The 26,080-nt window shown below is 60.6% G+C and carries 22 protein-coding genes; 16 read left to right on the forward strand and 6 right to left on the reverse strand.

All coding sequences use genetic code 11. The annotated features are described in order from the left end of the window. Window positions 1–72: 72 nt before the first annotated feature. From NW812_RS02705 to NW812_RS02715, 3 genes are all read left to right on the forward strand, one after another. On the forward strand, window positions 73–444 hold the full coding sequence (locus NW812_RS02705) for a hypothetical protein (RefSeq protein WP_414393858.1): 372 nt from the start codon (window positions 73–75) through the stop codon (window positions 442–444). Between the two features lie 70 nt (window positions 445–514). Then, a complete protein-coding gene (locus NW812_RS02710; RefSeq protein WP_414393860.1) occupies window positions 515–2,026 on the forward strand; it encodes an AAA family ATPase in 1,512 nt (503 codons plus the stop codon). Window positions 2,027–2,145: 119 nt separating this feature from the next. Then, complete coding sequence (locus NW812_RS02715; RefSeq protein ID WP_414360780.1) at window positions 2,146–2,496, forward strand: DUF1257 domain-containing protein; 351 nt, start codon at window positions 2,146–2,148, stop codon at window positions 2,494–2,496. A gap of 81 nt (window positions 2,497–2,577) precedes the next feature. Here NW812_RS02715 and NW812_RS02720 read toward each other — a convergent pair whose 3' ends face one another. Continuing rightward, complete coding sequence (locus NW812_RS02720) at window positions 2,578–3,816, reverse strand: phosphoglycerate kinase (RefSeq protein ID WP_414393861.1); 1,239 nt, start codon at window positions 3,814–3,816, stop codon at window positions 2,578–2,580. A gap of 135 nt (window positions 3,817–3,951) precedes the next feature. Between NW812_RS02720 and pds the strand changes: the two genes are divergently transcribed. Genes pds through NW812_RS02735 form a run of 3 tightly spaced genes read left to right on the forward strand, consistent with a single transcriptional unit; the run spans window position 3,952 to window position 7,166 of the window. Continuing rightward, the gene (gene pds / locus NW812_RS02725; protein ID WP_414393863.1) at window positions 3,952–5,364 is read left to right on the forward strand and encodes a 15-cis-phytoene desaturase; all 1,413 of its coding nucleotides are present in this window, start codon (window positions 3,952–3,954) and stop codon (window positions 5,362–5,364) included. A gap of 48 nt (window positions 5,365–5,412) precedes the next feature. After that, entirely contained in the window at window positions 5,413–6,300 is an 888-nt protein-coding gene (locus tag NW812_RS02730; protein WP_414393864.1) for a phytoene synthase, read from the forward strand. A gap of 50 nt (window positions 6,301–6,350) precedes the next feature. After that, window positions 6,351–7,166: an ABC transporter permease gene (locus NW812_RS02735; RefSeq protein WP_414393866.1), complete on the forward strand. Its 816-nt coding sequence runs from the start codon at window positions 6,351–6,353 to the stop codon at window positions 7,164–7,166. On the opposite strand, the gene NW812_RS02740 is transcribed toward NW812_RS02735, so the two are convergent. Beyond that, complete coding sequence (locus tag NW812_RS02740; protein ID WP_414393868.1) at window positions 7,163–7,585, reverse strand: hypothetical protein; 423 nt, start codon at window positions 7,583–7,585, stop codon at window positions 7,163–7,165. The genes NW812_RS02735 and NW812_RS02740 overlap by 4 nt on opposite strands. A gap of 427 nt (window positions 7,586–8,012) precedes the next feature. Between NW812_RS02740 and NW812_RS02745 the strand changes: the two genes are divergently transcribed. Continuing rightward, complete coding sequence (locus NW812_RS02745; protein ID WP_414393870.1) at window positions 8,013–8,582, forward strand: DUF3727 domain-containing protein; 570 nt, start codon at window positions 8,013–8,015, stop codon at window positions 8,580–8,582. 82 nt (window positions 8,583–8,664) lie between these two features. Next, a complete protein-coding gene (locus NW812_RS02750) occupies window positions 8,665–10,446 on the forward strand; it encodes an NFACT family protein (RefSeq protein WP_414393872.1) in 1,782 nt (593 codons plus the stop codon). Window positions 10,447–10,550: 104 nt separating this feature from the next. Here the strand turns inward: NW812_RS02750 and NW812_RS02755 are convergent, their stop codons facing one another. Continuing rightward, window positions 10,551–11,747 (reverse strand): serpin family protein, encoded by a 1,197-nt coding sequence (locus NW812_RS02755; RefSeq protein WP_414393874.1) that lies wholly within the window; start codon window positions 11,745–11,747, stop codon window positions 10,551–10,553. Between the two features lie 120 nt (window positions 11,748–11,867). Then, window positions 11,868–13,082, reverse strand: a complete 1,215-nt coding sequence (locus NW812_RS02760) for a lipopolysaccharide biosynthesis protein (protein WP_414393875.1) — start codon at window positions 13,080–13,082, stop codon at window positions 11,868–11,870. Between the two features lie 148 nt (window positions 13,083–13,230). On the opposite strand from NW812_RS02760, the gene mrdA reads away from it, so the two are divergent. The 4 genes from mrdA (at window position 13,231) to NW812_RS02780 (ending at window position 18,034) form a co-directional block, all read left to right on the forward strand. Then, window positions 13,231–15,123 carry a penicillin-binding protein 2 gene (mrdA, locus tag NW812_RS02765; protein WP_414393877.1) on the forward strand — a complete coding sequence of 631 codons (1,893 nt, stop codon included), beginning with the start codon at window positions 13,231–13,233 and terminating at the stop codon, window positions 15,121–15,123. Between the two features lie 280 nt (window positions 15,124–15,403). Beyond that, window positions 15,404–15,712 (forward strand): HU family DNA-binding protein, encoded by a 309-nt coding sequence (locus NW812_RS02770; protein WP_414393879.1) that lies wholly within the window; start codon window positions 15,404–15,406, stop codon window positions 15,710–15,712. A 60-nt stretch (window positions 15,713–15,772) separates the two neighbouring features. Next, entirely contained in the window at window positions 15,773–16,954 is a 1,182-nt protein-coding gene (locus NW812_RS02775; RefSeq protein WP_414393881.1) for a pyridoxal phosphate-dependent aminotransferase, read from the forward strand. A gap of 168 nt (window positions 16,955–17,122) precedes the next feature. Then, on the forward strand, window positions 17,123–18,034 hold the full coding sequence (locus tag NW812_RS02780; protein WP_414393883.1) for a hypothetical protein: 912 nt from the start codon (window positions 17,123–17,125) through the stop codon (window positions 18,032–18,034). A 20-nt stretch (window positions 18,035–18,054) separates the two neighbouring features. On the opposite strand, the gene NW812_RS02785 is transcribed toward NW812_RS02780, so the two are convergent. Together NW812_RS02785 and NW812_RS02790 are read right to left on the reverse strand one after the other, a co-directional pair. After that, a complete protein-coding gene (locus NW812_RS02785; protein WP_414393885.1) occupies window positions 18,055–18,531 on the reverse strand; it encodes a bis(5'-nucleosyl)-tetraphosphatase in 477 nt (158 codons plus the stop codon). A gap of 148 nt (window positions 18,532–18,679) precedes the next feature. Next, complete coding sequence (locus tag NW812_RS02790; protein WP_414393887.1) at window positions 18,680–20,101, reverse strand: DUF2079 domain-containing protein; 1,422 nt, start codon at window positions 20,099–20,101, stop codon at window positions 18,680–18,682. A 358-nt stretch (window positions 20,102–20,459) separates the two neighbouring features. Here NW812_RS02790 and NW812_RS02795 point away from each other — a divergent pair, with 358 nt between their 5' ends. The 4 genes from NW812_RS02795 (at window position 20,460) to NW812_RS02810 (ending at window position 25,981) form a co-directional block, all read left to right on the forward strand. Beyond that, window positions 20,460–22,184: an electron transfer flavoprotein gene (locus NW812_RS02795; RefSeq protein WP_414393888.1), complete on the forward strand. Its 1,725-nt coding sequence runs from the start codon at window positions 20,460–20,462 to the stop codon at window positions 22,182–22,184. 142 nt (window positions 22,185–22,326) lie between these two features. Next, window positions 22,327–23,733 (forward strand): sugar transferase, encoded by a 1,407-nt coding sequence (locus tag NW812_RS02800; RefSeq protein ID WP_414393890.1) that lies wholly within the window; start codon window positions 22,327–22,329, stop codon window positions 23,731–23,733. Window positions 23,734–23,751: 18 nt separating this feature from the next. Beyond that, complete coding sequence (gene purC / locus NW812_RS02805) at window positions 23,752–24,522, forward strand: phosphoribosylaminoimidazolesuccinocarboxamide synthase (protein WP_414394369.1); 771 nt, start codon at window positions 23,752–23,754, stop codon at window positions 24,520–24,522. 49 nt (window positions 24,523–24,571) lie between these two features. After that, a complete protein-coding gene (locus NW812_RS02810; RefSeq protein WP_414393892.1) occupies window positions 24,572–25,981 on the forward strand; it encodes a DUF2157 domain-containing protein in 1,410 nt (469 codons plus the stop codon). The last annotated feature ends 99 nt before the right edge of the window (window positions 25,982–26,080 follow it).

Genomic DNA, 26,080 nt, shown 5'->3' on the forward strand with positions numbered 1-26,080 from the left:
ATTTTGCCGTCAAGACGTCAGGCTGGCTATGATGGCTTGCAAGCCCGGCGCGTAACGAGAAAACAGCTAGCCATGAGTCAGCGGCCAGAGGTTGGGGAAGGCCCAGAGGCCAAGCAAAAGGTAACGCTATATCTCTCGCCTGAACTGCACCGCAGGCTTAAGATCCGGGCTGCCGTGGAGAGGGAGCCGATGTCAGCGGTGGCCGAAAAGGCGCTTAGCTTCTACTTGCTCCACCCAGAGATCATCGAGGGAGTTCAGGGCAGTACCTACCGAGTTCACCGCTGTCCCGAGTGCAGTCACCCGTTTGTCATTCGCAACGGGGAGGTGGTCTCTCTCCGCCAACAGTCTGCCGCTGAAGCCATCCTGGAAGCGGTGGAGCCAGGATATTGGGAGGCTGCCACAGGTTCAGGGGAAGAGCGCCAGGACGCGCTGGTGCCCTGCTAGGCCGCTTCCCAGTTAGCGCCCACTTGCCTCAGCCTTTTTCCAGTTTCCCTCCGCGCAGTTGGTGTTTTCCATGCAAGAGCTCAGCATCCTCATCCAAGCTCAATACCCACTGCTTTACCTGGTTACCTCAGAGGAGGAGCGGGCGGAGGCAACCCTGGCGGCGATTGCCCGTACTCTTAGGCCGCAGCGGCGCTTGTTTACCTGGACGGTTACTCACGGCATTGTTGAATACGGCAACCCCCGCAGCCTAACCCAGCACAACACCCAGTCTCCCCAGCCTGCTATCCAGTGGGTGATGGAGCACAAGGATCCTGCCATCTTTGTTTTCAAGGATCTGCACGACTTTCTGGACAACCCTGAGGTCAAGCGCTGGCTGCGGGATGCTGTCGCCAGCCTCAAGGGATCCCACAAAACGCTTCTCCTCATGTCGCCGGTGCAGGTAATCCCAGTTGAGCTGGAAAAGGATATCTGCGTGGTGGACTTCCCCCTTCCCGACATGGCCACGCTAGAGCGCATCCTCAACCGGCAGCTGGAGCAGCTTCCGCGCGGGGGATCCCTGAGCCCCGAAACCCGAGAAAAGTTGGTCAAGGCAGCCCTGGGGCTGACGCAGGACGAGGCGGAAAAAGTTTACCGCAAGGCGGTGGTGATGCATGGCCGCCTCAGCGAGGCGGAGGTGGACATCATCCTTTCCGAGAAAAAGCAAATCATCCGCCGCAATGGCATCCTTGAGTTCATCGAAGAGGACGAGTCCATCGACGCGGTTGGCGGCCTTGAGGAGTTAAAGCGCTGGTTGCTGCAGCGTTCCGAGGCCTTTACCGAGCGAGCCCGCGCCTACGGGCTACCTGCCCCCAAGGGCTTGCTGATCCTGGGGGTACCTGGCTGCGGCAAGTCCCTGATTGCCAAGACTACCGCTCGTCTCTGGGGCTTGCCCCTGCTGCGCCTAGACATGGGCCGCGTTTACGATGGCTCCATGGTGGGGAAATCAGAGGCCAACCTCCGCAGCGCCCTGCGCACTGCCGAATCGCTGGCGCCAGCCATCCTCTTCATCGACGAGCTGGATAAAGCCTTTGCAGGAGCAGCAGGCTCTAGCGACTCCGATGGGGGCACCTCCAGCCGCATTTTCGGTTCCTTCCTCACCTGGATGCAGGAGAAGCGCGCGCCAGTTTTCGTAATTGCCACTGCTAACCGCGTGGATCGCCTTCCTGGAGAGTTCCTGCGCAAGGGCCGTTTTGACGAGATCTTCTTTGTGGATCTGCCCAACATCAACGAGCGCATGGAAATCTTTCGGATCCACCTGCAGAAGCGGCGGCGCGATATTAGTCGCTTTGACCTGCGCCAGCTAGCCGCTGCCTGCGAAGGCTTCTCCGGCGCGGAGATCGAACAAGTTTTGATTGCTGCCATGTATGAAGCGTTTGCCCAAAACCGTGAGTTTACCCAGTTGGACATTTTGGCAGCAACGAAAGCAACTCAACCGCTATCCCGCACCATGACGGAGCAAGTGGTAGCGTTGAGGGAATGGGCCCAGCAGCGGGCTCGGCCAGCAGCAGCTGCTGTAGCCGAGTACCAACGGCTGGAGTTCTAGTAAAAGGTTGAGGCCCACATCACTGCCGCATAGGTAGAGATGGCCTCAACCCTTCGCTAGAAGTCGCCCGTTGTTTCTGTTAACGTTCCAACCCCTACACAAAGGAGGAGAGAAACACCATGTCCCATTTTAGCACTCTGCGCACCAAAATCACCGACGGCCAAATCCTGATCAACTCCCTGCGCGATCTTGGCTACACCGTTAAGCTGAACGCCGAGGTGCGTGGCTACAATGGCCAGCGTGTTCGCGCTGACATCGTGGCCCAGTTGGAGGGCGACTACGATCTGGGCTGGTCCAAGAACCCTGATGGTTCCTACGACCTGATTGCCGATCTGTGGGGCGTGGCCAAGAAGTACAACCAAACCGAGTTGATCAACTCCATCAACCAGAAGTACGCCATCAACAAGACCTTGGCTGAGGTGAAGCGTCCCGGCTTGAACAACGCCAACGTTAAGGTGGTGGTGCACTAAGCCGGATCCTCTGTCCTCATCGCTAAAAAAGGGGGCTGGGCCCAGCCCCCACTTTTTTGCCTTTAAGGGGCTGCGCAGAACCTACGCTTCGCTGAGGGCGGCAATGCCGGGCAGCTCCTTGCCCTCAAGCAGTTCCAGGCTGGCGCCGCCACCCGTGGAAATGTGGGTCATCTTGTCCGCTAGGCCCGCTTTTTCCACAGCCGCCACCGAGTCGCCGCCGCCAATGATGGTGATGGCCCCGGCCTGGGTGAGGTCGGCCAGGGTGCGGGCAATGGCTTCTGTACCTGCGGCAAAGCGGTCAAATTCAAAGACGCCCATCGGCCCGTTCCAGACTACGGTCTTGCACCCCTGTAGGGCAGCCTGGAAGGCTTTGACCGATTCCGGGCCAATGTCCAAGCCCATCCAGTCTTCGGGGATGGCGTGGATGGAAACCGTTTGGGCGTTGGCTTCAGGGTCAAACTTATCGGCTACCACCACATCCACCGGCAGCAGCAGCTCGACGCCCCGGGCTTTGGCTTTCTCCATCAGGGAGCGAGCTAGATCCAGCTTGTCAGTTTCCACCAAAGACTTGCCAGTTTTAATCCCTTGGGCTTGGTAGAAGGTGAAAATCATGCCGCCACCCAGGAGGAGCTTATCCACTTTTTCCAAGAGCCGCTCGATGACGCCAATCTTAGTAGAGACCTTGGAGCCGCCGATGATGGCCGCCAAGGGCCGCTGCGGATTCTCGATGGCGCCGGAAAGAAACTGCAGCTCCTTTTCCAGGAGATAACCAGCTACAGCAGGCTGGAGGTAGGCAGTGACGCCAGCAGTAGAGGCATGGGCGCGGTGGGCGCTGCCAAAGGCATCGTTGACGAATAGATCGGCCAGCGAGGCCAGCTTGCGGGCAAATTCTGGGTCGTTGGCTTCCTCTTCGGGGTAAAAGCGAACGTTTTCCAAGAGGGCCACCTGGCCGTTTTCCAGGTTGTTCACCACCGCTTCGGCCTCAGGGCCAATGCAGTCGGGGGCAAAGGCCACCGGCTGGCCCAAAAGCTGGGCAAGGCGGACGGCTACAGGGGCCAGGCTGTTGCCCTCGCGGGTAATGTGAACAGCGCCGGTCTCTTTGTCTTTTTTGATGGGGCGGCCTAGGTGACTCGTGAGGATGACCTTGGCCCCTGCCTGGGCCAGGGCCTGGATGGTGGGCAGGGAGGCGCGGATGCGAGTGTCGTCAGTGATGTTGCCCTGAGGATCCAGAGGGACGTTGAAATCCACTCGCACCAGTACGCGCTTGCCTTTGAGATCAAAGCCAGATGACAACAGAGATCCCAGTGTTTGCTTGGCCATCTTTGTCGCTCCCCCTGGATTTTCTTCCGTATCCTACCAGGGATCGGATCCCGGCGGGAAAGCAGGGCTCTCGCAGCCGCCAGCAATTGTAACGGTTTGCAAATAGAATGGTAGTGTTGCTTGAGCGTCACCGTCATGCGCGTTGCCATTGCTGGGGGAGGGCTGGCAGGGCTGGCCTGTGCCAAGTACCTCTGCGATGCTGGGCATCAGCCGCTGCTTTTTGAGCGGCGGGATGTGCTGGGGGGGCTAGTGGCCGCCTGGAAGGATGCCGACGGCGACTGGATCGAGACGGGGCTGCACAACTTTTTCGGCGCCTACCCCAACACCTTGCAACTGTTCCGGGAGCTGGGCATCTCGGATCGCCTGCAGTGGAAGGAGCATAGCTTGATCTTCAACCAGCCAGACAAGCCGGGCACCTACTCCCGCTTTGACCTGCCGGACATTCCCGCCCCCTTCAACGCCATTGTGGCCATCCTGCGCAACAACGACATGCTCACCTGGAGCGAAAAGGTAAAGTTTGCTCTGGGGTTGGTGCCGGCCATGGTGCGCGGCCAGCGCTATGTGGAGCAGATGGATCGCTACACTCTGCTGGAGTGGCTGCGGCGGCAGGGCATTGACGAGCGGGTTAACACGGATATTTTCATCGCCGTCTCCAAGGCGCTGGCGTTCATCAACCCGGACGAGATCTCAGCCATGGTGCCCTTGACGGCCCTCAACCGCTTTTTGCGCCAGAAAGACGGCTCCAAGATTGCCTACCTGGACGGTGCCCCGCCGGAGCGGCTCTGCCAGCCGATGGTGGACTATATCGTAGCCCACGGCGGCCAGGTGCACTTGAACGCGGCGCTGCAGGCGATTGACCTCAACCCTGACGGCAGCGTGGCCGGCTTTCGCGTCGTCACTCCTTCCGGACCCCTGCAGGTAACTGCCGATGCCTACGTCTCGGCCCTTTCGGTGGATGCGCTCAAGGAGCTGCTGCCAGCTCAGTGGTGGGGGATCCCCTTTTTCCAAAAGCTGCGCGAGCTGGAAGGGGTGCCGGTGATCAGCCTGCAGATTTGGTTTGACCGCAAGATTACTCACATTGACCACTCCCTGTTTTCCCGCTCGCCTCTCTTAAGCGTGTATGCCGACATGAGCAACACCTGCCGCGCCTATGCCGATCCCCACCGATCCATGCTGGAGCTGGTGCTGGCCCCGGCTGCCGAATGGATCGAGCGCAGCGACGAGGAGATCTTTGCCGCCACCCTGGAGGAGCTGAAAAAACTCTTTCCCCAGCATCTCACCGGCCCCAACCCGGCGCGGGTGCGCAAATGGGTGGTGGTGAAGACCCCGCGCTCGGTTTACAAGGCTACTCCAGGCCGGCAGCAGTACCGCCCCACCCAAGTTACCCCCATTCCCAACTTCTTCCTGGCCGGCAGCTACACCTTGCAGCCCTTCCTAGGCAGCATGGAGGGAGCCATCCTCTCCGGCAAGTGGGCGGCTGAGGCTATCCACAAAGGGATCCCCTCCCCAGCGGCTGCTTGCTCACGTTTGGCACCGGCAGGGGTCTAGCTTCCCATAGTGTTGAGATGTGGCCCTGCGCCTCTGGAGACGAGCCCAATGAGTCCGCTTGAGCAGTCCTTTGCCCTCTGCCGCCAGATCACGGCTAAGCACGCCAAGACGTTCTATTTGGGGTCCCTACTCCTGCCTCGACCCAAACGGCGGGCCATCTGGGCCATCTATGCTTGGCTGCGGCAAACCGATGAGTTGCTGGATGGGCTAGAGGCCAGCCAAGTAGAGGTGGAAGTCACCCGCCGCAAGCTGGAGCAGTGGGGAGCTCATCTGGAGTCCCTGTTCCAGGGGGGGGAGCCGCAAGTCCCCACTGACCTGGCTCTTATCCACACCATCCGCACCTACCGCCTCTCCATTGAGCCCTTCCGCGAGATGTTGCGGGGGCAGAGCATGGATCTGGACATTCGGCGCTATGCCACCTGGGAAGAGCTGCAGGTCTACTGCTACCGCGTGGCTGGGGTAGTGGGCCTGATGTGCTCCGAGATCATGGGGTTTGTGCCAGGGCGGGATGGCCGCGAGGAGGCGGTGGCCTTGGGGATCGCCATGCAGCTCACCAACATCTTGCGCGATGTGGGGGAAGATGCCCGCCGGGGTCGGATCTACATCCCCCTTGAAGATCTGCGCCGCTTCAACTACTCGGAGCGGGATCTGTTTAACCACGTCATCGACGAGCGCTGGATGGCGCTCATGGACTACGAGATCCAGCGGGCTCGAGAGCTCTATGCCCAGGCGGAACGGGGGATCCCCACCCTGCAGCCGGACTCCCGCTGGCCGGTGGCCGCTTCGTTGATGCTCTACCGGCAGATTCTCAACGCCATCGAGCGCAACCACTACCAGGTGTTTCGCACCCGCGCCTATGTGTCCACCCTGGGCAAAGCCTTGGCGCTGCCGGTGGCCTGGTGGCGGTCGCGCCGCTCCAACTACTACGGCTATTAGCAAGCCGTTTGCAGTAGCGGCAGAAAACCAAGAAGTAGAAAGGAAAACCTATGGTCAGCCGTGCCCTGAGCCTACCCTATCGGCAAATCTGGGAAGACAGTTTAACCATCTTCTGGCGCGACTGGCTGGATCTGCGCGGGCGGGTCTGGCAGGTGGTGGCCTCGGGGCTGGTAGCCCCCCTCATCTACATCGTTGCCTTTGGGGTGGGGCTGGGCGGATCCCTGCGCTCAGAAGCCCTGGCCGATATAGCGGGATCCACGGCGGCGGGCTCTTACCTGCGCTTTATTCTGCCGGGGATGGTGGCGCTTTCCGCCATGACCATTAGCTTTGCCGGCACCACCTTCTCCATCTGTGGAGCGCGGCTATTTACCAAAAGCTTTGAAGAGCTGCTGCTTTTGCCCGTGCATCCGCTGGCGCTGCACCTGGGCAAGGTGTTGGCCGGCATTGCCCGGGGTTTGCTGACGGCTTTGGGGGTCTTGGCGGTGGGGGTGCTAGGTACAGGGGCCTGGGGCCTGCTTCACCCCTTGGCGCTGTTGGTGCTGCTTTTGGATTGCGCCGTCTTTGCCGGCATTGGGGTCATCGCTGGCTTGAAGGTGCCCAGCCTGGAGAGCGTGGGCGTGCTCACCAACTTTTTAATTACACCCATGTCCTTCCTAGGGGCCACCTTTTTCGATCCCAGTCAGTTGCCAACCTACCTGCAGGTTTTGGTCTACTGCCTGCCCCTTTCCTACGCCAGCATCGGCATGCGGGCGGCGGCCTACCAGCCCCTCTCCCACTTCCCCTGGTACACGGTTGTGGTGCTAGCGGGCCTAGCGGCCATCCTGGCCCTGGTGGGAGCCTACCTGTTTTCCCACCAGCAAGACTAGTTGCCTTGGCCAAACACCTCGGGGTAGCGAGCCAGTTGCTCCCCCAGATCCTGGTCGTAGCGCAGGACAATTACCCAGTAGCCCCGCCCCAGGAGCTGAGCTCGAATCTGGTGATCCTGCTCCGCTTGGGGAAGCTGGTCGTGCACGGTGCCATCACAGAAGATGCAGACGTTGGGATCATAGAAGAAGTCGACAACACAGCGGGGATCGGCAATGGCTTTCTGAGCGTCGTCGGGAAGGCGATAACCCCCTGCTGCGAGGGTCTCCAGAAAGCGGCGCTCCAGTTCCGAGCGGGGATCGATGAGCTGGCGCAGCCACTCCAGGTGCTCTTGACGGGAGCGGCCCAGGGAGCGCAGCTCGGTGCGGCTGTTGGCCAGCGCCCCCAAGAGATCCCGAATCCTGTACCGGTCGAGTTCCAACGCCTCCCTTTGGTTGGCAGCCGGGCAGCCTGCCAGAGAAGGTAAGTGCTTGTAGCGTCGGAAACATTTCTGGCACTTGGCAGGGGAAATAAGGCAGGGGTAACCCGCTCAAAGGGCAGGGTACCTCCCACCAGATGCATAAGCCGCCGGTGGACGTGAACCCCCTCCTCAGGGGTGCCAGTCAGGGGCCGGAGCACCAGGACTTCCTCGGTATCCCCCGGGAGCACCACCCACTCGCGGTGGCGAAAGCGAACAACTGAGCCAGGCTGCATGGAACCCAAAAGGCGCCACGGAACAAGCTTAAACTAGCTGTTGTCCAAGTAGAATCAAGAAGAAGCCTCGCCCTACTGCTACGGGTTTGCCTGGGTGGGCAGTGGGCTTTGGCAAGCCAGGAGGGTGGGGAGGATGTCAATCTGGGCTGTTTTCCATGGCTAAGTCTTGCGAAACCCTGGAGCTCCGCGACGAGCAAAACCAGCCTCTCAAGTGCGAGGTGCTAAGACGGGTGGTCATTGAGGATCAGGTCTATGCCTTGGCCACCCCCCTGGATGCCGTCATCAAAGTGCTGGTGTGGGAGGAGGAGCCCGGGCAGAATGGAGATGCAGAGATGGAAGGGATCCTGGATGAGCCGGATCCCGAGGAGCTCCAGGCGGCTCTCCCCACCCTCCAAGCGGTTTTGGGGGAGTTGAACCTGACCCTGCAGCAAAACGGCTTTGACATCCTGACGGTGCAGGGAGAGCTGCCCCCCGTGGAAGAGGAAGATGTGTTTGAGCTGGGCGAAAGCGAGGAGGAAGCCCAGGAGTTCCAACTGTTGGCTACTTTCTTCCACCAGGACAAAAAGTACGGCGTCTTTACGCCCCTTGAGCCGCCGCTCATTTACGTCGCCCTGCCCGACGAGGGGGATCCCTACCTGCTGGATCCAGAGGACTCTCCTGCTCTTTTCAATCAGCTTAGTGCGCTGCTCTTGGATCTAGACGAGGCGGGCGAGGATGAGGAGTAGGTGACGCCTCTCTCCCTGCGGCTTTGAGCTGCTGGCGGTGGCAGGGCGCCTAGACTTTAGCTCGCCCTAAGGAGCAGCAGGGATGCAACCGGTTGACCTGACCACCCTCCGGGCGGTGCTGGCGGATCTCAAACGGGCTGAGGCCGGCGGGGATCCCTTGCTGCCTGCCCGCGTGGAGTGGATCCAGCAGACGGATCTCTGGACAGTGGTGATTGGCCTACGCACCCTCACGGCCCGGCCTTGCTTGCTCCTGTCTTGGCATCCCCAGGCGGCCCGAGTTCACCTCTGTCAGGCTCCCCCCAAGGAGGCAGAGGACTTCCCATTTGGCCAACAGCTGCAGCGGCACCTGCGGGGCTTGGCCTTGACAGAGCTGGCGCTGCTGGACGAGTGGGAGCGGGTGATTGACTTTCGCTTTGGCCCTCGCCCTGGGGATCCCCCCCAACGCCACCTTTATCTGGAAGTCATGGGCAAGTACAGCAATGCCATCCTGGTGGACGAGGGGGGCGTGATCTTGGCCTGTGGCCACGGGGTCAGCGAGCGGCAGTCGCGGGTTCGCCCCGTGCAGCCGGGTCTACTTTACGAAGCTCCCCCTGCCCTCAGCGATCCCATCCCGCAGCCAGCCGAGCCCTTCTCCCAGTGGCAGGAGCGCCTTGCCTTGATCCCTGGCCCCATCAGTCAACGGCTGCTGCGCGGCTACCGTGGCCTCAGCCGGCATTTGGCAGAGGCGATGTGCCTGCAGGCCGGGATCCCACCCCAAACCCCCAGCAACCAACTCTCGCCCCAGGAGTGGCAGGCCCTGTTTTTTTGGTGGCAGGACTGGCTGGCTCGGCTGGAAACAGGCCGGTTTGAGCCGGCCCTCACCCCCCAGGGGTACACTGTTCTCGGCTGGGGGGGCTCTAGCGGGGATCCCGTTCAGCCCAACTTGCACCAGCTCCTTGAAACCTACTACCAAGCCCAGCTCAACCGCGAACGCTTTGAGCGGGAGCGGCAGCGTCTGGGGCAAAAGCTAGCTGCCCTGCTGAAAAAACTCCGCCAGCGGCGCGAGCACTTTGAGAAGATGTTGGCCGACTCGGCCCAGGCCGAAGCCTCCAAGCAGGCTGCCGATCTCCTCATGGCCCATCTCCACCTCTGGCGGCCAGGGCTGAGCTCGATTGAGCTGCCGGATTTTGCCAGCGGCCAGAGGGTCAAGATCCCCCTGGATCCGGAGAAAAACGCTGTTCTCAACGCCCAGGCCTACTACCGCAAGCACCGCAAACAAAAGCGAGCCCAGGAGGCCGTCCGACCTTTGCTAGAAGCTGTAGCGCAAGAGATCCGCTACCTAGAGCAGGTGGAAGCGTCCCTGCAGCAGCTAGAAGCCTACCGCGAGCCCCAGGACTTGGCCGTCCTCCAGGAAATTGAGGCGGAGCTGATTCAGCAAGGCTACCTAGAAAGCCCCAGCCGGCTGGAGGGATCTAGGCGGGCCTCCTCAGCCAGCTTCAACCCCTATCGCTTCACTAGCCCCAGTGGCTTTTCTATCTGGGTGGGGCGCAACAACTGGCAAAATGAGCGGCTGACCTTTCGCGTCGCCCAAGACCAGGACTGGTGGTTCCATGCCCAGGAGATCCCGGGCAGCCATGTGCTGTTGCGCCTGCCTCCAGGGGCGGTGGCCGAAAGCGAAGATCTCCAAGCGGCTGCCGACTTGGCGGCCTATTTTAGCCGCGGCCGCTTCAGTGAGCAGGTGCCTGTGGTGTATACCCGCCCCAAATGCGTCTTTAAGCCCAAGGGATCCCCCCCCGGAATGGTGGTCTACAAGCACGAGCAGGTGCTGTGGGGGCGCCCCAGCCGCGCTCAGTTGCTTGTGGAAAGCCTCCCAGCCCTGTTGTAGCCTCTACTTCGGGTCTACTACGGATCCCATAAACAGCAGCGTTTGAGCCGCCGGGTTGCCGCCGGATCCCGAGGCCACAATGGCCAACCAGAAGGGGCGATCCGCTACGATACGAATTGGAAGGGCTCTTGCCGGTCGAGAGCGGTGCGCGAGACAAGCACGCCAGTGGCGGCTGCCGCCTCGGATCCCTCTTCGTTGACTTCGAGGGCCGCCTTGTGCAAGACTCTGCTGACCCGTGTTGGCTCTGGGGTCATCTGGCTGAAATCGGCCCGACGGGAAAAGGCGATCCCCAGGCCCAACTGCTGCAAAGCCGGCCCCAGATCGGTCTCGTAGGCCAGCTTAAGCTTGGGGATCCGCACCGAGCCGGGGCGGGTGGGCAGGGATCCCGTCCATTCTTGCCACGTTTCTGGGCTGAGCTCCTGCCGCAGGGCTTCTAAGCTTACTCCCGGTTTCGGCAGCAGGATCAGCAGGGCCAGCTCCCCTTCCCCATAGGGCAGGCGCACCACCTGGAGCTGCTTGGTCTCCCGGTAGTCGTAGCGGCCGGATTGAGCCATCATCGGCACTCGGACACGGCTGCCATCCGGGCGGGTGAAGGGCTGGGGTTCTGTCAGGGCCGGATCGAAGGGCTGGGTCCACTTTCCCCTGAAATAGATGGCGTTGAGCAAAACCATCCTGTCTTCACGGCCGAGGCGGTCCACAAGGCGGTCAATCTTGCCCTGGGTGCGCTCGGCTACCCAACGGTTGATGGCCTGCACCGTTTGAGGGGATCCCAGCTCCACCCGATTGGCCACTGCTTGGTAATAGGTGGCCAGGGCTTGCAAAAAGGGAGGCCGCAAGGTGAGGGTGGTATCGACCCAAAGACCGTTGGCCATTTGCACCTGGATTGGCCCTGCTGTTTGCGATCTTTCCGCCAGCCAGCGCACCATCTGAGCCTGGGTCCAGTTCAACTCCTCGAGGGAGAGTTCCTGGGCCTCCAGGACCTTGGCCATTGCCGCTTGGGTCTCTCCAGCAGCGCCGTTGTACAGCAGGCTCAAGGCTAGGCGAATGCTCAAGGGGGAGAAAAAAAGGTTCTCTCGCGGCTGCTGCCGGAGCAAGTGATCGAAGAGTTTTAGCGCAAAGCGACTTTGGGCTTGCTGGGCCACCGCCTCTTCTCCATACCCTTCCCCGTAGGTCACGGTCGGCTGGAACGGGAGCCGCAGAGGGGTTTCCTGGGATCCCATCCCGTGCGTGGGCCAAAGGCCCAAGAGCAACAGGCCAAACAGAACCAAAAGCGGGATCTGGCTTGCCGAGAATCTGCTCATTCTTGGCTGGGGAACGACTCTGAGGCTATGGTATCGGGCTAGGGGTGGAGGGCTCTTGCCCAAACTGGCCGTTGTGGCTGCGCTTGAGGAGATCCCGGCCAAACTGGCCAAGGCTTTCCTCTAGTCCTCGTTCGCGACAGCGGTGCGGCCCAATTCCTGTCGGATTAGCAGCAGCAGAGCCAGCACCAAGGTCACTTCCGAGAGCAAGGTGGCCAGGGCTGCCCCTCGCCACCCCCACGCCGGGATCCAGATCCCGTTCAAAGCTCCATTCAGGACTAGGGCTGCCAGTTGTCGGCGGCTTCGCAGCTTTTGCAGGCCAGCGCCAGTGAGCAGATGAGACAGCAGCAGGTGGAGCCCTTCTAGCAAAATGACGGGACTAAGCCAGCGCAGGATGAGAGCTGTCTCTTGGTAGGCGGATCCCAGCAGCCAAGGAATCCCGTAGGATCCCAGGGCCACCCCCAGAGTAGCCAAGCTGCCATAGCCGACCACCCAGGGGAAAAGCTGGCGGGCGTAGCGGCAGCCCTGCAGCAGGCCCTGCTGACCCTGGCGGCACAGCTCGGCAAAGTGGCTAGTGAGCAGCGCAATCATCGGCGTTTGCGAGAAGTTGATGACCCGGTAGGCGGCGCTGTAGAGCCCCCCTGTTGCGCTCGAGGCCAGGCGAGGCAAAAGCAGCTTGTCTAGGTCGGCGAAGGTTTTTGCCGCAGCCAGCCCTACGGCAAAGTCCCAACCTGCTCTCAGCCGTGGCCCTACCTCTTGCCAGTCCAGAGCCGCAAGAGAAGGAGCGCACCACCGCCGCATCCTCCAGCTCATTGCCCCCAGCACTGCCAACACCATTAGCCCGTAGAGGATAGCCCATTGGGTCAGGGATCCCCAGCCCAAAACCATCGCCAGCAGCACGGCGCTAACCCGCCCTAGGGCCATGCCGGTGTCGATGAAGGCTACCCCGGCAACTTGCTCTTGCCCAATGAGAATCCCCCTGTACACTTCGGGGAGGGCAATAAACAGCAGGTCGCTCCCCAGCAGGATGCCCACCTCAAGGGGGGAGATCCCGACCAGCCAAAGGCTCAGCAGAGGTGTTAACAGCAGCACTATCCCGCCGCAGCCCAGCCCGACCAGCCACAAGCTGGGAGCGATCTCCTGGGCAGATGCTGCGGATCCTCGGCCGCTTAGGCGCTGGATCAGAAGCTCTGACTGGCCCCAATAGCCAAAGGGGGCAGCTAGATTGCTGCAGGCCAAGATGGCGGAGAACACCCCAAATGCTTCTGGGCCCAACAGCCGCGCCAACAGGACGAAATAGGCTCCAGACAACCCTAAGCGCAGGCCATTGCCCAGCATCAGCCAGGCTGCCTGGCGCAGTCGGTGCCTTGCTTTTCCTGGACGAGGCCTGCCAAAGCTAGAGATACTGAGTAGATGCTGAGGCTGTCCGCCTAGCTGCATCAGCGGGCCCCAAGGTCGGCTCCCATTCTTTTTCCGGCAGTTTTTCATGGCCAAACTTTACCCTGTTGCTCCTGCCCCGCCCAGCTCCAGCGCCTTAGGGGAGCGGAAGCCTCAAGCCTTGTTTTCCCCCCACTCCAAGCCGGCCGTACTGCGACAAGTCCTTCCCCCACCGCCGTCCCCTAGCCCCCCTTGCCTGGGATCCCCCCCGGCCAAAACAGTAGGCCAAGGCTATCGAGCCCTTGCCTTGCTCTTGCTGGCTAGCGGGTTGCTGTGGGGAGGACTGGGATCGCGGCTGGCCTACCTGCAACTGGTGCGTGCCCAGTACTACCGCCAGTTGGCCGACACCAACCGCATTCGCCTGTTGCCCCAGCCGCCGGAGCGGGGACGCATTGTCGATCGCAACGGCGTGTTGCTGGCCGGTAGTCAACTGTCCTACTCGGTCTTTCTCTGGCCGTTGGTGCAGTCGCGGCAGGGTTGGCAGGAGACGATCCCCAAGCTGGCTCAGTACCTAAACCTGGATGCCAAAGAAATTGCCCAAAAACTGGAGCAAGCAGGTTATCGCTCCCCATTCCCTGTGCGCATCCTGCGCAACGCCAGCCCCGAGGTAGTAACTCGGCTGGAGGAGAGAAGCTGGGAACTTCCAGGAGTGATGGTGGAGGCGGAGACGGTACGCTTCTACCCCCACGGCAGCTTGGCCGCTCACCTGCTGGGCTACACCGGCGAGATCCCCCCAGAGCAGCTGCGAGCCGATCCCAGCTATCGCCTGGGGGACATTGTCGGCCTGATGGGGGTGGAGGAACTGTTTGAGAGCCATCTGCGCGGCCAGGGGGGTGGGCGCCAGGTGGAGGTGGACGCCGTGGGAAAGGTGCTGCGGGTGCTAGGCGAACAGCCTCCTCAGCCGGGCAAAACCCTGCAGCTGACGCTGGACGTGCGACTGCAGCAGGCGGCAGAGCGAGCCCTGGGCCAGCAGAAAGGAGCAGTGGTCGCCATGGATCCCCGCGACGGCTCGATCCTGGCTATGGCCAGCTATCCCACCTTTGATCCCAACCTCTTTTCTGGCCGCATCACCCAAGCGCAGTGGGAGAGCCTGCAAAAGCAGGATTTTCCCTTCCTCAACCGCGCCCTGCGGCCCTATCCCCCTGCTAGCACCTACAAAATCATCACCACTGCCGCCGGGATTGAATCGGGGGTCTTCCCTCCTGATACGGTGCTGCAGACGGCTCCCTACATTAGCGTAGGCGGGTGGCGCTTCTGGGAATGGAACCGCGTCGGCTTCGGGCGGCTGAACTACCGTCAGGCGATAGCCTACAGCAGCGACACCTTTTTCTACCAAATTGCTCTAGGCACCAAGGCCGCCCCCTTGCAAGAATGGTCGCGCCGCTTTGGGTTAGGCCAGCCTACCGGGATTGGCCTCAAAGGGGAAGCTGCTGGGCTGGTGCCCGATGCCGCGTGGAAACAGCGCCACTGGCGCGAGTCCTGGTATGTGGGCGATACGGTCAACATGTCCATCGGGCAAGGATTTGTCACCGCCACGCCGCTGCAGATGGCAGTGGTGACGGCAGCGGTAGCCAACGGTGGCTGGCGGGTTCGTCCCTTGCTCTCCCAGCAGGTGATCCCGGAAAGCCCTGTGCCCCTGCGACAGAAGGTGGGCCTCTCCCCTGCCACCTTGCAGATCCTGCAGCAGGGGTTGCGGGATGTGGTAGTTTACGGCACCGGCGGCAACGCCAACCTGGGCCCAGGCTTTCCTCCCGTAGCAGGCAAAACTGGCACCGCTGAGGATCCGCCGCGGCGCTCCCACGCCTGGTTTGTCGGCTACGCTCCCTACGACCGGCCTGAGTTGGTGGTCGTGGTTTTTCTAGAAAACAGTGGCGGCGGGGGTGGATCCCGGGCAGCTCCGATCTTCCGCGAGGTGATGCGGGCTTACTTCCAAAGCAGCTAGTGATACCCCAGCTCCACCCTTTGCTAGGAGAGCATTAGCATGATCTCAGTGCTACCTTTGTGTTCAAAAAATTCTGCTCTGCTCCTCGATTGGGTTAGCACGAGGGAGTCCCTAAGCTCCTTCTCTAGCCGGCTTCTAGCCTAAGTTGGCTGTAAAATAGGTCAGTGATTTGGAGCCAAATGGCTACAATCCTATCGTCGGCAGCGGCTGTGCCCTGGCACAAGGCTAGCCCTGCTCCTACAGCCACAACTTCTCTGAGCAGCTCATTGAGGAGACCAGGATGAACAAGGCAGAGCTTGTGGAAGCCGTCGCTCATCGCGCTAACGTAACCAAAAAAGAGGCTGAGGCTGTCTTGACGGCAGCCTTGGAGATCATCGTGGAAGAGGTTGCCTCCCGCGATGAAAACGGAGAACCCAAAGGAAAGGTCACCCTAGTGGGCTTTGGTTCCTTTGAGGCCCGCAAGCGCAAAGAACGGGAAGGCCGCAACCCGAAAACCAACGAGAAGATGGTGATTCCCGCCAGCGTTGTCCCCACTTTCACCGCCGGCAAAGCTTTTCGCGATGCGGTGGCAGCTGGCCACAGGTCTTGAACCGCTGGGTTAGGCCAGGTCCCGTTCGCATAGGCGGGAGGGAGTCCTGAGGGGATTAGCGTGCAACGGCCTCGACATGGTGGCCACCGAGCTTGGGCAGCAGCGATTGCTGGTTGCCCGGTTGAGGCCATCGTGGATTTTTCCGCCAGCCTCAACCCCCTGGGCCCGCCGCAGTCGGTTGTGCAAGCCCTAGTTCGAGCGCTGGCGGCACCGGACCCAGTTGCCATCAGCTGCTACCCGGATCCCGACTATCGAGAGCTACGTGCTTGCTTGGCGCAGCGCTGGTCAGTCGACCCGGAGTGGATTTTTGTCGGCAACGGGGCGGCGGAATTGCTGACCTGGGCTGCTCGGGAGGCACAGGGGCTGGAGGTATGGCTGCCCCGTCCCGCTTTTGGCGACTATGAGCGGGCACTGCGGGCAGCAGGTGCCGTGATCAAGCCGCTGGATTGGCTGTCTTGTTCGGGATCGCCCACTGCTGCTTTGCTGCCAGAAGGGATCCCTGGCAACAAGAGAGGCCGGGTGCTCTGGCTAAACAATCCCCACAACCCGACGGGCCAGCTGATCCCGCGGGAGGCCATTCTGCCTCTTCTACCCCACTTTGAGCAGGTGGTGGTGGATGAGGCTTTTATGGACTTTCTCCCGGGAGACGCGCCGCAAGATCCAATTGATCTCTGCGCTGCAGCTGCTTGCCCCAGCGGGTCAGTGGCCCCTTTGCCCCGCAGTCAAACCTTGATCCCCTACCTTGAGGCCCACCCTAACACCCTTGTCATTCGCTCGCTGACCAAGTTTTTTACTTTACCCGGGTTGCGCATTGGGTTTGCAGTGGGCCATCCGGAGCGCTGGCGACGCTGGCGGCAGTGGCGAGATCCCTGGAGCGTCAATGGCTTGGCGGCAGTGGCGGCGGCAGCGGCTTTGGCTGACGCGGACTTTCGCCAGCGCACCTTGATGTGGTTGCCCAGGGCCCGCGAGCATCTGCTCAGAGGTCTGCAGGCGCTGCCCGGTTGGGATCCCTGGCCCAGCCAAGCCAATTTTGTGCTGGTGCGCTGCCCCCTCTCCGCCACGCAGCTTCAAGAACAGCTGCTGCGGCAGTACCGCATCCTGGTGCGGGATTGCCTAAGCTTCCCAGAGCTGGGGGATCGCTATCTGCGTATTGGCCTAAGAACTCTGCCGGAGCAAGAGCGCCTGCTCTCGGCCTGTCGAGAGATCCTGGAAAATCTCTCTCCTATAGCACCCATTGACTGATAGGGGCTTCTTTGGGGCCAAGCTCTAGAGGCCGGCCTCAGCTCTGTGGCATGGTATTAATGGCGTTGTCTCTGTCCCTTGCCCCAGTCCTGCTGTCAAGCTGTCAACGGCTAGAGTGTGAGGTTGGCTTTGCATACTGGTTCCTAAGCGAGGGAGGGTAGGTTATCTATGGACTTTTCTCCACTTCACTCAGATCCTACTCAGCCCCTGCCGCCGCCTCAGAAAACGCAGCTGACGCCCCAACGAACGCTTTCGGAAGTCCCTAGCCGTCTGCATCTGGATCCGCCCAAAGAAGGGAAACATTTCCGTCTCTGGCCGCGTTTACAGCGCCGGGAGTCCATCTCACGGCTGCGGGGGAGCCAGTCCGCTAGCAGCCTTCCCACCCACCGTCCTTTGCCTGTGCTGATCCAAGAGGTGGTGGAAGATTTAGAGGAAGAAGAAGTGCCCCGCCCTTCTAGAGGAGTTTCGCCCCTGGCGGCTTTGCTGGTTTGGGTGCTCTCTTGGGTGGGGATTGGCTTTGGGGTGCGCTGGCTACTCTGGCCAGAGGATCTGTCGCTGCCCAAAGCTGAAAAGAAACTTGCTTTGGTGGACTTGGCCCAGCTACCCCTGATTCCCGAGGTGGGGGAAGAGTCGTATTCAGGTGGGGTGACTCCCCCTGAGTTAGCGCTGGGGTTGACCACTCCTTCGGTGGAGGAACTGCAAGTTGAGCCCCTTGAAAATGTCCCCAACCCGCTGGATAGCCTGCAAACTCCTCCCAGCCAGGAGACATGGGTGGAGAAATTGGCAGCTAGCCTGGAGCGTCCCTCCCAAGACAAGCTGCCCCGGGCGGTACCTTTGACCGGCAGCGATCCCGACTCGCTGGGGCCAAACCGCGGCGAGGGCACTTTCTTGGTGCTGACCACCTACTCTGGGGAGGAGAGCTTGGCGCAGGCTCGCCGCATTGCCCGTGACGCCTTTGTTAAAGAGGTGAACGGCCAAAAGTTTGTACAGGTAGCAGCCTTTGCACAACTAGAATATGCCCGCTACCATGCCGAGACCTTGAAAAATCAGGGCTTTAACGTCACGATTGTCGAGCAGTAGCTTGGGCCGTTGAGTTGCAATCACCTTTGGCCTCCCCACAGCTCTTCTAGATAAGCTTGGCAGCGGCGTAGAAGCTGGCGGCTTTCTTCAAAGGTCATTTGTTCCAAAGCTTCGGCGTAGGAGCACCAGCGGTAGGCAGCCACCTCCTCCGGTTGAACCCGTAGCTCAGGGGGAGGGAACTGGGTTGGCAGGAGAGCGACGTAGTAGGTAACGGTCTTGGCCACGGCATTCCCGGCGGAATCGGTGAAGGTGTAAACCTCCTGCAGCGATAGAGGCTCGGACTGGCCCGGCAACACTAGAAAGTGATACTCGGTCAGGCCGGTTTCCTCGCGCAGCTCCCGCTGGGCTGCCGCCAGCTCGCTCTCACCCTCATCTTTGTGTCCTTTGGGGAAGGCCCAGTGCCCCTTTTGGTGCTGAATGAGCAGATAGAGATGGGATCCCTGGGCAGGTGGGAGGGGAAGCACTGGGATCACGCCGTAGGCAGCATCCGTCAGCATGAAAAGATTCTAGCTTTCCTGCCCCCCAAATCCTAGGCCTCAGCAAAGAGGGAGGATGTCAGCTGCTCGTCTCCCCACCCTCTTCTTGGTCGGTGGGGTTCGGGATTCTGAGCTGAGCTTCTTGGCCCCTGAGAGCAGCAGGCTAAGCCTAAGGTTTTTCCCGTAGCCTGGAGAACAGGTACACCCCATCGCGATGGTAGAGCAGTCGAAACGAGGCTTCTTTTTGTAAAGCTCGGATCAGAGCATGGGAGAACTCTAGGCTGCTGCGCCATCCCGGATGGCGGCTGTTCAGTAGCACATAATCAAAGGGATCCCATTGGTCAGGGGGGGATCCCTTAAAGCGGCTTTCGTCGGTAAAGTAAATAACCCGCCGGTGGGTGAGGTGGGGGCAGATCTCGTGGGTGGTGAGAACGCCCCCTTGAGTGGTGATCTGGGCAAGGGCCTCTCGAGTGGCCTGCCAAGTGTCGAGAGACTGGAGATAGATAGATCCGAAAAAAGTGTATTTGCCCAGAGCCAGAAAAGCCAGCAGCGACCAGGTCAGGGCCGCTTTCTTGGCAAAACGAGCTTGAAAGCAAGGCGTTTTCATCCTTTCAATAATAGCCAGAAATAAGGAGGGGACAACAGGCAGCGCATACTGGTGCACCAGATCCCGATAGGCAGGATTGCTGGAGAGAATGTTCAGCCCTAAAGTTGGCAGAGCAGGGATCCAGGGATCCCAGTGGCGCCAAGAAAGCCCCCAGGCCACGGGGATAATCAACAAAAATCCATAGAATAGGGTATCGAGAGAGAAGAATTTGCCCAAGACTAATGTTGGCTTGAGCACCAAGTTTTGGATGATCTCAGAAACAGAGCTGCCCAGATAGCTATAGTGGGAGATGGCCGCCGGCTCGCTGCCGCTAAAGTGAGGGATAATCCAAAAAGTGGCTATGCCAAACCAGGCTGAACCTAAGGCTACGGCCACCCAGCCGGCCACCTGGTAGCGCTGTTGCCAGCGCTTCTGGATTCGCCTGCTTTCGAAAAGCAGTAGCCAAACTCCCAGGGCAACAACATTGAGAGACAGCACCGCTTTGCAGCCAAGGATACCGCCCAGGCACAGCAAGAACCCCCACAGCTTGCCAGAGCGAATGCAGAGTATAGCTGCCAAAAAAAGGGGAACGGCCAACACCTCTGGGTGAAAATCAAAAAGGTTGGCGTTAAAGATAGCCGGGTAGAGAAGATAGGCGGCGGCAATGGTCTTCGCCTTCCCCGGATCAATCTCGGCCCGGAGCGCAAGATGGTAAACGGCCAGCGCTCCCAAAGTTAGCGCCAGAGATTGGATGCCGAACAGCCAATAAACCGAGGGGACAATGCGGTACAAGAAACTGATGGGATATAGGATGAAGGCCGCATGATCCCCGAGGATGTGGATCCCGCGGATGGTGGAAAAAGGAACTTCTCCACGGCTAATTAGATAAATTGATTGGTCAAAAATTCCGAGGTCGTAGCCGCCCGACTGAAATAAGTGATGCCGCACAACGCTGCAGCTCAAAAGAGCCAAGAAAGTGCAGAGCAGCATTGCCAACATAGACATAGGCAGAGGACGATCCTTCAACACTCGCCAAGACTGGGGGATCCCACCGGAGCAGATCCAGTTGCTGCCAACGAACTGTCGGTTCTACCCACCGAAGCCGTGTTGCTATCGCAAAAGCTAGGGATTGCTTGAACCCAGACGGCAGTGCAGACAGCTTGGCCCGAAGTCTGAGGAAAAACCCCGACAGTCTTGCTAGAAGAGGCACCGCGACCGTCCACCGATGAGAAGGAGAGTTGGCCATTGTCTCGGCTGTGGAGGCAGCGCAGAAGCTTGAGAAGGTCTAAAGTTTTGCTTTCTTTCCACCGCCTCTCTTTAGGATACAGGCAGGGTATCCAAAGCCGCTGGGTGGGAATTCTGCATGGGTGAAGCCATTCGCTACGACCTGCTTTTGGTGGGGGGGAGCTGCTCGAACCTAATCCTGGCCCATCGCCTTCTGGATCTGGCCAAGCTCTCTGGGCTTAAAATCTCCATTGCCATTTTGGAAAAAGCCCGGCAATTTGGTGGGCACATTGTCAGTGGCGCTATCTGCAACCCCCAGGTGATTGCCAAGCTTTTCCCGGATTTTGAGAGCCAAGGATTTCCCCACGAGGGGCGGGTGGAGGTGAGCCACCTGAGCATATTGGGATCCCAGGAACGGTGGGACTTGCCAGAGGCAGTGATCCCAAAGGGGTTGCGCAAACAGGGGCAGCTCATCCTCACCCTCAGCCATGTCATTCGCTGGCTAGCCGAAACCCTACAAGAAAAGGCTAAAGGGATCCCCAACGTCACCCTGGACGTATTCCCTGGCTTTGCCGCCCATGAGATCCTCTATGAGGGGGAGCGAGTCATTGGGGTGCGGGTGAGCGACTCCGGCCAGGTTTATGAAGACTGTGTCTTTGCCGAGCTCACTTGTTTTGGCGACAAGGGGTTTATCTCTGAGGACCTGATCGAAAGATTTCACCTGCGCCCCCGGCCGCAACTGTGGTCAGTGGGGGTCAAGGAGCTGTGGCAGGTCCCTGGCTCACTGCAGGGGCAGGTGTGGCATACCCTGGGCTACCCCGTTTTGGATGGCAGCTTTGGCGGCGGCTTTGTCTATGGTCTCAAAGATAACCGCCTGGCTCTGGGCCTCATCATTGGCCTCGACAGCAAAAATCCCAACCTCAACCCGCAGCAGCGCCTGCAGGAGTTCAAAGCCCACCCCTGGATCCAGTCCCTGATTGCTGGCGGCAAGTTGCTCAAGTACGGGGCGGCTGTCATTCCCGAAGGGGGCTACTACAGCTTGCCCACCCGCTTTGGCGTCGAAGGGGCCTTGCTCTTGGGCGATGCCCTGGGGGTGCTGGATGTGGGCAGCCTGGCCGGGATCAACAACGCCATGGAGACCGGCTACCTAGCAGCGGGCCTCATTCACGACGGCTTCTTGAAAGGAGATCTGCGGATCCAAGAGGCCTACCAAAAGGCGGTGATGGAGAGCTCCGTTGGCCAAGATCTCTACCGTAGCCGCTACTTCCGGGAAGCCTTTTTGGAAAACCCCCATCTGCTGGAAGCGTACCTGCCCCAGATCTGCCGCAGCGTGGATGCCGGCCACCCTTGGCTGGGATCCCTGCGCTGGGGCCTGCAGGATCCCGTGCGTCGCGGCAGGGAACTCCTGCGTGCCTATACCTTGCTGACGGGACGGGTCAGCGCCAGCGAGCCACCCCCACGGGGATATGTGGCCCCCCATGCCGCCATCCAGGCGGACTTTGTGGCCCCCAGCGTTGTGGATCCCGAAACATTGACCACTCGAGCGGGCTATTTCTCGCGATCCGAGGCCGTCTTTTTTGCGGATCCCCGCTACCCCGAAGGCAACCGCCATATCCTCGAGTTTAGCGCCGACACCTGCCGCCAGTGCATTGCCACCTACGACAAACTTAACCGCCCTACCCCCTGCGTGGCCGATTGCCCGGCAGAAGTCCACCACATCCGGGAACGCAACGGCCTCCGCTCCCACGCCATGGCTTTGGAAAACTGCATCCAGTGCCGCACCTGCGAGATTGTCTGCCCCTATCTCAACTTGCGGGTTAACCCCAGCTACGAGGGATCCGGCCCCGATTTCTACGGGCTGTAGTGTCCTCTAGGTTGGCTAGGGCAGCTCTCTGGCCAGTTGGGACGGCCAACCACTAGAATCCCAGTCTGGACTCTAGAGGAGACAGTTCTTGGCCAATCCCTTTAGCCAGAGGCAGTCCTCTTGGAGGAGGACGGGGCCCTTTTTGGGTAGCTACACCCTGAGCCTAGATCCGCACCACCTGTGGGTGCCCTTGGCCTGTTTTGGGGATGGGCTCTGTATTTGGCTGGCCTTCGGGGCAGCTTACTGGCTGCGCAGCCTAGGCCCTCACCAACTTTTGCCGTGGGATGTTTACGCTGGCTTGGGGTTGCTGACCGTTCTCAGCTACTGGGGCGTTCAGGCCGGTTTGGGAGGATACGGCGAATCAAAGCGCCTATCTCGCTTCGAGGAATGGGCCAGCTTGCTGCTGGGGCTGGGGGTGACCTTCGGCCTGGTGCTGGCAGGGGCCTTCTTCGTGCGCTCCGTCTCGCTCTCACGCTTGGTGGTGGGCTATGCTGGCCTACTAGCTCTGCTCGGCTTGACAGTAATGCGGGCAGCGCTGCGGCTGGGCATGGGCTGGCTGTACGCCCGCGGCCAGGGGAGGCGACGGGTCATCTGGGTGGGATCCGGACTGCTTTTGGCCGAGGTGCTGGAGCGGCTAGAGCGCTGTCCGGCCTTGGGGTTTGAGGTCAAGGCTTGGGCCGTGGCTGGGGATCCCTCGGCGCCAGAGCCGGGGCCTCTGCAGAAGCTGGAGCGGCTTGAGCCCGCTCATCTGGTGGCCTATGTACAGGCTCACCCTGAGATCCAGGAGGTGTGGTTTGGGCAGCCCCAGTTGGCCTCTGCGTCCCTCTTGCTGAGCTTGCAAGCCCTCTCCGTTCAAGTGCGCCTGGTGCCAGAGCTTCTCAGCTTCTTAACCGTTAACCTCCAGTTCCACTCTCTGGATGGGATCCCGCTGCTGACGCTGCGGCAGCCCCCTCTGCGCTATGCCCACAACCGTTTCCTCAAGCGAGCTGTAGATATCCTAGGGGCCTCCCTGGGTCTGGTGTTGCTTAGCCCGCTCTTCCTGGTCATCGCTCTGCTGGTGGCCTGCAGCAGCCCTGGCCCCATCCTGTATTGGCAGGAGCGGGTAAGCTTGGATGGGCGGCGCTTTTGGATTGCCAAGTTCCGCACCATGCGGGTGGACGCCGAAGCCTCTGGCCAGCCGGGCTGGACGCGCCCTGGGGATCCGCGCCGAACCAAGATAGGAGCCTTTTTGCGCCGCACCAATCTGGACGAGCTTCCCCAGCTTTGGAACGTTTTGAAGGGGGAAATGAGCCTGGTGGGCCCCCGCCCCGAGCGGCCCTACTTTGTCGAGCAGTTTAGCCAGGAGATCCCCAAGTATCCGGATCGGCATTTGGTAAAAAGTGGCCTCACCGGCTGGGCCCAGATCCACGGCCTGCGGGGAGATACCAGCATTGCCCGCCGCACCCAGTATGATCTCTACTACGTGCAAAACTGGTCGCTGTGGCTGGATCTGCGCATCTTGGCCATCACCTTCTGGCAAGGGATCTGCGGACGGTTGAACGGATATTAGGGGTTGCTCATGTCCTCCTTGCCCACGCCCCAAGAGCTCCTCTACGAGGGCAAAGCCAAACGGGTCTACCGCACCGCCGATCCCCAGGTTTACCTCTGCCAGTACAAAGACGACGCCACGGCTTTTAATGCCCAAAAGCGGGGATCTATCGCCGGCAAGGGGGAGGTCAACTGCACCGTCTCTAGCCGGGTGTTTGCCTACCTGGCGCGGCAAGGGATCCCCAACCATTTCTTGGCCCAAACCGGCCCCCGTGAGATGCAGGTGCGCGCCCTGCGGATCCTGCCTTTGGAAGTGGTGGTGCGCAACCGTGCTGCCGGCAGCCTCTGCAAGCGCCTGGGCCTGGAGCGAGGCCTTCCCATCGAGCCGCCGCTGGTGGAGTTCTATTACAAAAACGATGCCCTGGGGGATCCCCTGGTGACTCCCGACCACATCCGCCTGTTGCGCCTGGCCACGCCAGAGCAAGTGGAGGTGTTGGGATCCCTGGCTTTGGCAGTCAACACTCACCTTCGCGACTTCTGGAGGCGCTGCCGGCTGGAGCTGGTGGACTTTAAGTTGGAGTTTGGCTTGGACGAGGAAGGGCAGATCTGGCTAGCGGACGAAATTAGCCCCGACACCTGCCGCCTGTGGGATCTGGAGGGAGCTGAGCCACGAGTGCTGGATAAAGACCTCTTTCGCTTTGATCTCGGCGATCCGGCAGCCGGCTACCAAGAGGTGCTGCAGCGGGTGCTCCAGGCTACGGATCCCAATCTCCCCTCTCCCTTTGGGAAAGGGGTTGGGGGTGGGGGCTAGAATACTGGCGACATACCCTGCTACACCCGGCACCTTGACGGGATCCCCTGTGACTTCTCCCCGCCCCGACGACCGCTTCCGCCGTCAACTGGCTAATCTACTGGACACCTGGGTGGAGCAGGGGCTAATCCAGCCGGAGCAACGGGATCGCCTGCGGGAGTACTACCAGCTAGAGAGCTTGCCGCGAACAGCCGGCAGCCGCTTTACCCTGTTGCTGCTGCTGTTTGGCGCCGTGCTAGTGGGCTTGGGGGCGATCTCCTTCGTGGCCGCCAACTGGGACGCCATTCCCCGCTGGGCCAGAGCCTTGGGATCCCTGGCTCTCACGCTGGGGCTGCAGGGGGCCGGCTTTCGGCTTAGGCAGCAGGGCTCCCCGCGCTTGGGCAGCGCCTTGTTGATTGCCGGCGAGCTGTCTTTGGGGGCTGCCGTTGGCCTGACGGCCCAGTGGGTTCAAATCGGGGGATCCCCGGCGGGCTTGTTCTTGGCCTGGGGGCTGGGCAGCCTGGCCATGGCCTACAGCTTGGTCCACACTCCCAGCGGCATCTTGGCCTGTCTCTTATTCGCCCTGGCTGGGATAACTACCCTGTGGGAGGAGGGGATCGGCTCGGCTCTGGATCCTCTCTACCCCTGGCTGGCCCTTGGCCTACTGCTGCCCCTTGCCTATGGGTGCCGCTCCCGTTGGATCTTGGCTTTGGCATTGGTAAATTTCGGCCTGGCGCTAGAAAGGTTGGCAGGGCGCTGGGACAGGTCTGCAGAAAGCTTGACCCTCTGGCTGCTGCTTGGTCTTGCTGTCGTCTGGGGGCTGGGCTTTTGGCACCAACGCCGTGGGCAGTGGCTAGGCCAGATCTTGACCGGAGAAGATGGCCAGGAGGGCGAGCAGGAGCAAGGCTGGGATCTGGCTCTGGCGACGGAGGAGCTGGCCTCCCTAGGGTTGGGCTTTCTCCTCTACCTCTGGAGCTTTCGTGAGCTTTGGGACTGGGATCTCGAACCTGTACCCTTAGTCCAAACTGTGGATCCCTGGGCGGGCCTGTCGGCAGCAGGATTGCTATTGCTAGCTGGTTGGAGCTGGTGGCAGGGCTGGCAGGCAAAGAGTTCCCAGCCCGTTTCTGCTTGGCTGAAGGATGCTGCCGTTCTGTTCTCGCTGGTTGCCTTGGTGCTTTTGCTGGGGATCCGCAGCGCCCTGCCTTTGAACCTAACCGCAAAGGTAGCCTTGGCCTTCTTTGCTCCCTGGATCGTGACCCTTTTGCTCGTGGGATTGTCGGCAGTGCTCTGCTGGGAAGGGCTGCAGCAGGGGCGGCGGAGCCGCTTCTGGCAGGGGCTATTGGGCCTGACCTTGGTGGTGCTGACCCGCTTTTTCGAGTACCAGACCAACCTGATGACCAAATCGGCGGTGCTGGTGGTCTGTGGGATCGGCGTGATCTGGCTTGGGCTGAAGTTTGAGAGACGTATCTTCAATGCCTAGGAATCTTTCCTTTGGCTTTCTCAGGAGCTCAAGAGTCAATAGAAGTTTACAAAAATCGCGACACTTAGGGAACTTACTCTTCTCTGAAAAGTCTTTGTT

Source organism: Synechococcus sp. O70.2 (genome assembly GCF_047462135.1).
GTDB lineage: Bacteria > Cyanobacteriota > Cyanobacteriia > Thermostichales > Thermostichaceae > Thermostichus.

What these genes read in the sequence shown, in the direction of transcription:
- NW812_RS02735 (WP_414393866.1), top strand. Translation starts at nt 6,351, where the DNA reads ATGGTCAGCCGTGCCCTGAGCCTACCCTATCGGCAAATCTGGGAAGAC.
- NW812_RS02760 (WP_414393875.1), bottom strand. Translation starts at nt 13,082, where the DNA reads ATGCTGGGCAATGGCCTGCGCTTAGGGTTGTCTGGAGCCTATTTCGTC.
- NW812_RS02730 (WP_414393864.1), top strand. Translation starts at nt 5,413, where the DNA reads ATGAGTCCGCTTGAGCAGTCCTTTGCCCTCTGCCGCCAGATCACGGCT.
- NW812_RS02705 (WP_414393858.1), top strand. Translation starts at nt 73, where the DNA reads ATGAGTCAGCGGCCAGAGGTTGGGGAAGGCCCAGAGGCCAAGCAAAAG.
- mrdA (WP_414393877.1), top strand. Translation starts at nt 13,231, where the DNA reads ATGGCCAAACTTTACCCTGTTGCTCCTGCCCCGCCCAGCTCCAGCGCC.
- NW812_RS02720 (WP_414393861.1), bottom strand. Translation starts at nt 3,816, where the DNA reads ATGGCCAAGCAAACACTGGGATCTCTGTTGTCATCTGGCTTTGATCTC.
- pds (WP_414393863.1), top strand. Translation starts at nt 3,952, where the DNA reads ATGCGCGTTGCCATTGCTGGGGGAGGGCTGGCAGGGCTGGCCTGTGCC.
- NW812_RS02710 (WP_414393860.1), top strand. Translation starts at nt 515, where the DNA reads ATGCAAGAGCTCAGCATCCTCATCCAAGCTCAATACCCACTGCTTTAC.
- NW812_RS02745 (WP_414393870.1), top strand. Translation starts at nt 8,013, where the DNA reads ATGGCTAAGTCTTGCGAAACCCTGGAGCTCCGCGACGAGCAAAACCAG.
- NW812_RS02785 (WP_414393885.1), bottom strand. Translation starts at nt 18,531, where the DNA reads ATGCTGACGGATGCTGCCTACGGCGTGATCCCAGTGCTTCCCCTCCCA.
- NW812_RS02715 (WP_414360780.1), top strand. Translation starts at nt 2,146, where the DNA reads ATGTCCCATTTTAGCACTCTGCGCACCAAAATCACCGACGGCCAAATC.
- NW812_RS02795 (WP_414393888.1), top strand. Translation starts at nt 20,460, where the DNA reads ATGGGTGAAGCCATTCGCTACGACCTGCTTTTGGTGGGGGGGAGCTGC.
- NW812_RS02790 (WP_414393887.1), bottom strand. Translation starts at nt 20,101, where the DNA reads ATGTCTATGTTGGCAATGCTGCTCTGCACTTTCTTGGCTCTTTTGAGC.
- NW812_RS02750 (WP_414393872.1), top strand. Translation starts at nt 8,665, where the DNA reads ATGCAACCGGTTGACCTGACCACCCTCCGGGCGGTGCTGGCGGATCTC.
- NW812_RS02780 (WP_414393883.1), top strand. Translation starts at nt 17,123, where the DNA reads ATGGACTTTTCTCCACTTCACTCAGATCCTACTCAGCCCCTGCCGCCG.
- NW812_RS02755 (WP_414393874.1), bottom strand. Translation starts at nt 11,747, where the DNA reads ATGAGCAGATTCTCGGCAAGCCAGATCCCGCTTTTGGTTCTGTTTGGC.
- NW812_RS02770 (WP_414393879.1), top strand. Translation starts at nt 15,404, where the DNA reads ATGAACAAGGCAGAGCTTGTGGAAGCCGTCGCTCATCGCGCTAACGTA.